Below are 4,176 nucleotides of genomic sequence, written 5' to 3' on the forward strand. Positions count from 1 at the left end.
AAGGCCCTGGAACGCACCGCGCGCGAAGTGGACTACCCGGCCCGGCTGCTGGCGGCGGTGGAAGACGTAAACGAACGCCAGAAGCGCCGGCCCTTTGAGAAAATTCACGCTCATTTCGGCGGCGAGCTGGCCGGCAGGACCTTTGCCCTGTGGGGCCTGGCCTTCAAGCCCAACACCGACGACATGCGCGAAGCCCCCAGCCGCACCTTGATGGAAGCGCTGTGGGAGGCCGGCGCCAAAGTGCAGGCCCACGACCCGGTGGCCATGGAGGAGGCAGCCCGCATCTACGGCGAACGTGACGATCTGCAGTACTGCGACACGCCCGAGCAGGCCCTGGCCGGCGCCGACGCCCTGGTGCTGGTGACGGAATGGAATGTGTTCCGCAGCCCGGATTTCCATCAGGTCAAGCAGGCGCTGAAAACACCCGTTATAGTCGATGGTCGCAATCTGTACGACCCGGCGCTGCTGACACAAGCCGGCTTCACCTACTACGGCATCGGGCGGGGCCGCTGACGCGGGGCGGGCGGTGCCCCCCGCGGACAAAAAATATAACTACCGTTGAAGGACAAACTGATGTTCGATCTGGACAACACAAGGATAGGCGTCATCGGCCTGGGCTACGTGGGCCTGCCGCTGGCGGTGGAATTTGGCAGACAGTTCGACACCCGCGGGCTGGACATCAACAGCGCCCGTATTGCAGAACTCAAAGCCGGGCAGGACAGCTCCCTGGAAGTGACCCCGGAGGAACTGCGTGAAGCCACCCGGCTGTCGGTCACCGACCAGCCCGGTGAACTGGCGGACTGCAACGTCTACATTGTCACCGTGCCCACCCCCATAGACGAACACAAACGGCCCGATTTAAGCCCGCTCATCGGCGCCAGCCACGCGGTGGGCAAGCTGCTGAAACAGGGCGATGTGGTGGTGTATGAGTCCACCGTCTACCCCGGCGCCACGGAAGAAGACTGCGTGCCCATCCTGGAGCAGGAATCGGGCCTGCGCTTCAACGAGGGTTTTTTCGTGGGCTACAGCCCGGAGCGCATCAACCCCGGCGACAAGGAACACCGGGTCACCAACATCGTCAAAGTCACCTCCGGCTCCACCCCGGAGGCCGCCGACTATGTGGACGCCCTGTACCGCCGCGTCATCACCGTCGGCACCCACAAAGCCTCCAGTATCAAGGTGGCGGAGGCCGCCAAGGTTATCGAAAACACCCAGCGCGATGTCAACATTGCCCTGATCAACGAGCTGGCGCTGATATTCAGCCGCGTGGGCATCGACACCCTGGAAGTGCTGGAAGCCGCCGGCAGCAAATGGAACTTTCTGCCCTTCCGCCCCGGCCTGGTGGGCGGCCACTGCATCGGGGTCGATCCCTACTACCTCACCCACAAAGCGCAGGAACTGGGCTATCACCCGGAAATCATCCTGGCCGGCCGGCGTATCAACGACAATATGGGCGCCTACGTGGCGGAGCGGGTGGTGAAAATGATGACCCGCCGGCGGGTGCACGTGGCCGATGCCAAGGTGCTGATTCTGGGGCTGACCTTCAAGGAAAACTGCCCCGATTTACGCAACACCCGGGTGGTGGACATCATCGACGAACTCAAGGGCTACCACGCCCGGGTGGAGGTGTACGACCCCTGGGTCAACCCGGCGGAGGCGGAACGGGAATACGGCATCCAACCCGTGCCCAGCCTGGAAAACGGCCGCTACGAGGCCATCATCCTGGCCGTGGCCCACCGGGAATTCAAAGCGTTGGGTGCCGCCAATATCCGTGCCCTGGGCAAGCCTCACGCCGTGTTGTTCGATGTGAAAGCCATGCTGCCCCGCGACCAGGTGGACGACCGGTTGTAAACCCATTTCATCACGGAGGACACAACGAACACGGAGACAAGGCTTTTGCTCCCTCCCCCTTGCAGGGGAAGGGTCAGCGTGGGGCAGAACACCTGAACTCCGTAGGGTTCTATTTCCCCGTGCCCTGAGGGGACGGCGACAAAGGAAATAAATTCCTCTCTGTGTACTCTGTGGCCCAATAACCCAAAGGAGCCCCCGTGCGCATACTCGTCACCGGCACCGCCGGCTTTATCGGCAACCATCTCGCCCTGCGCCTGCTCGGGCGCGGCGATGAAGTCATCGGCGTGGACAATGTCAACACCTACTACGACGTGACGTTGAAAGAAGCGCGGCTGGCCCGCGTGACCGGCCACCCCGGTTTCACCGAGCTGCGCCTGGATCTGGAAGACCGGGACGGCATCAGCCGCGCGTTCGCGGAATACCAGCCCGAACGGGTGGTGAACCTGGCGGCCCAGGCCGGGGTGCGTTACTCCATCGAAAACCCCCATGTATACGCCGATGCCAACATCGTCGGTTTTTTAAACATCCTCGAAGGCTGCCGCCACCACGGCGTAAAACATTTGGTGTACGCCTCCACCAGTTCGGTCTACGGTGCCAACACCAACATGCCCTTCTCCGTGCACCACAATGTGGATCACCCGGTGAGCCTCTACGCCGCCACCAAGAAAGCCAATGAGTTGATGGCCCACACCTACGCCTCGCTCTACGGCCTGCCCTGCACCGGGCTGCGCTTTTTCACCGTCTACGGCCCCTGGGGCCGGCCGGACATGGCTTTGTTCAAGTTCACCAAAGCGATTTTGGCCGGCCAGCCCATTGACGTGTTCAACCACGGCAGACACAAGCGGGATTTCACCTACATCGACGACATCGTCGAAGGGGTGATCCGCACCCTGGACAGGATTCCCGAGCCCAACCCCGAGTGGAACGGCGACCGGCCCGACTCTGCCACCAGTTACGCCCCCTACCGTTTGTACAACATCGGCAACAACCAACCGGTGGAGCTGATGCATTTCATCGAAACGCTGGAAAACTGCCTGGGCAAAAAAGCGCAAAAAAACATGCTGCCTTTGCAAAAAGGCGATGTGCCGGCCACCTTTGCGGACATAGATGATCTGATGCGGGATGTGGGATTCAAACCCGCCACACCCATCGAAACGGGCATCGCGCGTTTTGTGGACTGGTACCGGGACTACTACAAAGTCTGATTTGCCGGCTGATGGCTGCCGCGTGCGACAGTGCGCCGCGCTTTATTTTCGGCCGGCGGCTTTGGCCTGTGCCAAAGCATCGCGCACACCGGCGGCGATATTTTTCATTTTCGCGATACCTCCGCCACCTCCGGCCTCTGAGTCAAAGTAGTTGTCCGCGGCGCGCAGCAAGCTCTGGATATGCCAGAGCAGTTCGTTCTCGGCCAGTTCCAGCTCATTCAGGTCGGGCAATACATCGTCCTCTCCATCCTGGATGCCCGCCAGCCACGACAAGGTCTCGTCGCCCTCCAGACCCGCCGCCGCCGTTTTGGTCAGCACGTTGTTGATGGACATCATGAGCACATTGGCCACCTTGCATGGCCGGCTGCCCCGCGCCTGCTCCAGCAACGCCCGCTGGAAAAGGATCAGGTGCTTGCGCACTTCATGAATCGCCGTGGACCGCCGATGAACCACCTCAGCCATGGCCCGAATCCCGCCGTAGGGATTGATATGCACGGGCTTGAGATTGGATTTCTTCAAGATGGAGGACATGGCGCGATAGACCTCCAGCGAGTGGGTGACATCGTTCATTTGCAAATAGGGCAGGACGTCACGCAGGGTGCGTCCCGTGCCTTTGAACTGGTTCACACGGATAGCCAGCACGCTGTCCGCCATGCCGATCACTTTGCCCAGCAAACCGAGTTGCCGGCAGGTCCTGCCATCGGGATAACCGGTCCCGTCACAGCGTTCATGGTGCTCCCGCACGGCGCTTGGAACTTGCGGATCCAGATCGGGCACGGCAAGCAAAAAGCGCTGCCCGGTGATGACGTGGGACTGCAACACCCGCCATTCCTCCGGCTCCAGGCGCCCCTTTTTGAACAGCACGGCAGGATCGATGCGCAAAAAACCCACATCATGGGTCCAGCCCGCAATAAGTGCCGCGTCTATCATCGGCTGCCCCAGGCTCATCTCCCGCACCACCAGGCCGGCCAGCCAGGCGCCGAACACTGCTTTTTCGAACCACTGCGGCAGACACTGTTTGAGAACGGTCAGTTTCTGCAACACCCAGGGGTGGATGTCCATGTCGATGAGCGTTGCCTTGAGGTCGCTCTCAAAACGCAGGGCAATGTGCAATTGATAC

General features: G+C 61.3%; 4 protein-coding genes. 3 read left to right on the forward strand and 1 reads right to left on the reverse strand.

Annotated elements, in window-relative coordinates; translation table 11 throughout:
• From ENJ19_03510 to ENJ19_03520, 3 genes are all read left to right on the forward strand, one after another.
• Positions 1-513: UDP-glucose/GDP-mannose dehydrogenase family protein (locus ENJ19_03510; protein ID HHM04793.1), on the forward strand; the 513-nt coding region annotated here is incomplete at its 5' end.
• A 60-nt stretch (positions 514-573) separates the two neighbouring features.
• Positions 574-1,851 carry a Vi polysaccharide biosynthesis UDP-N-acetylglucosamine C-6 dehydrogenase TviB gene (gene tviB / locus ENJ19_03515; protein HHM04794.1) on the forward strand — a complete coding sequence of 426 codons (1,278 nt, stop codon included), beginning with the start codon at positions 574-576 and terminating at the stop codon, positions 1,849-1,851.
• 197 nt (positions 1,852-2,048) lie between these two features.
• Entirely contained in the window at positions 2,049-3,056 is a 1,008-nt protein-coding gene (locus tag ENJ19_03520; protein ID HHM04795.1) for an NAD-dependent epimerase, read from the forward strand.
• Between the two features lie 42 nt (positions 3,057-3,098).
• Here ENJ19_03520 and ENJ19_03525 read toward each other — a convergent pair.
• On the reverse strand, positions 3,099-4,176 hold a 1,078-nt coding region (locus ENJ19_03525; GenBank protein HHM04796.1), incomplete at its 5' end, for an HD domain-containing protein.

This window comes from Gammaproteobacteria bacterium (genome assembly GCA_011375345.1).
Lineage (GTDB): Bacteria > Pseudomonadota > Gammaproteobacteria > DRLM01 > DRLM01 > DRLM01.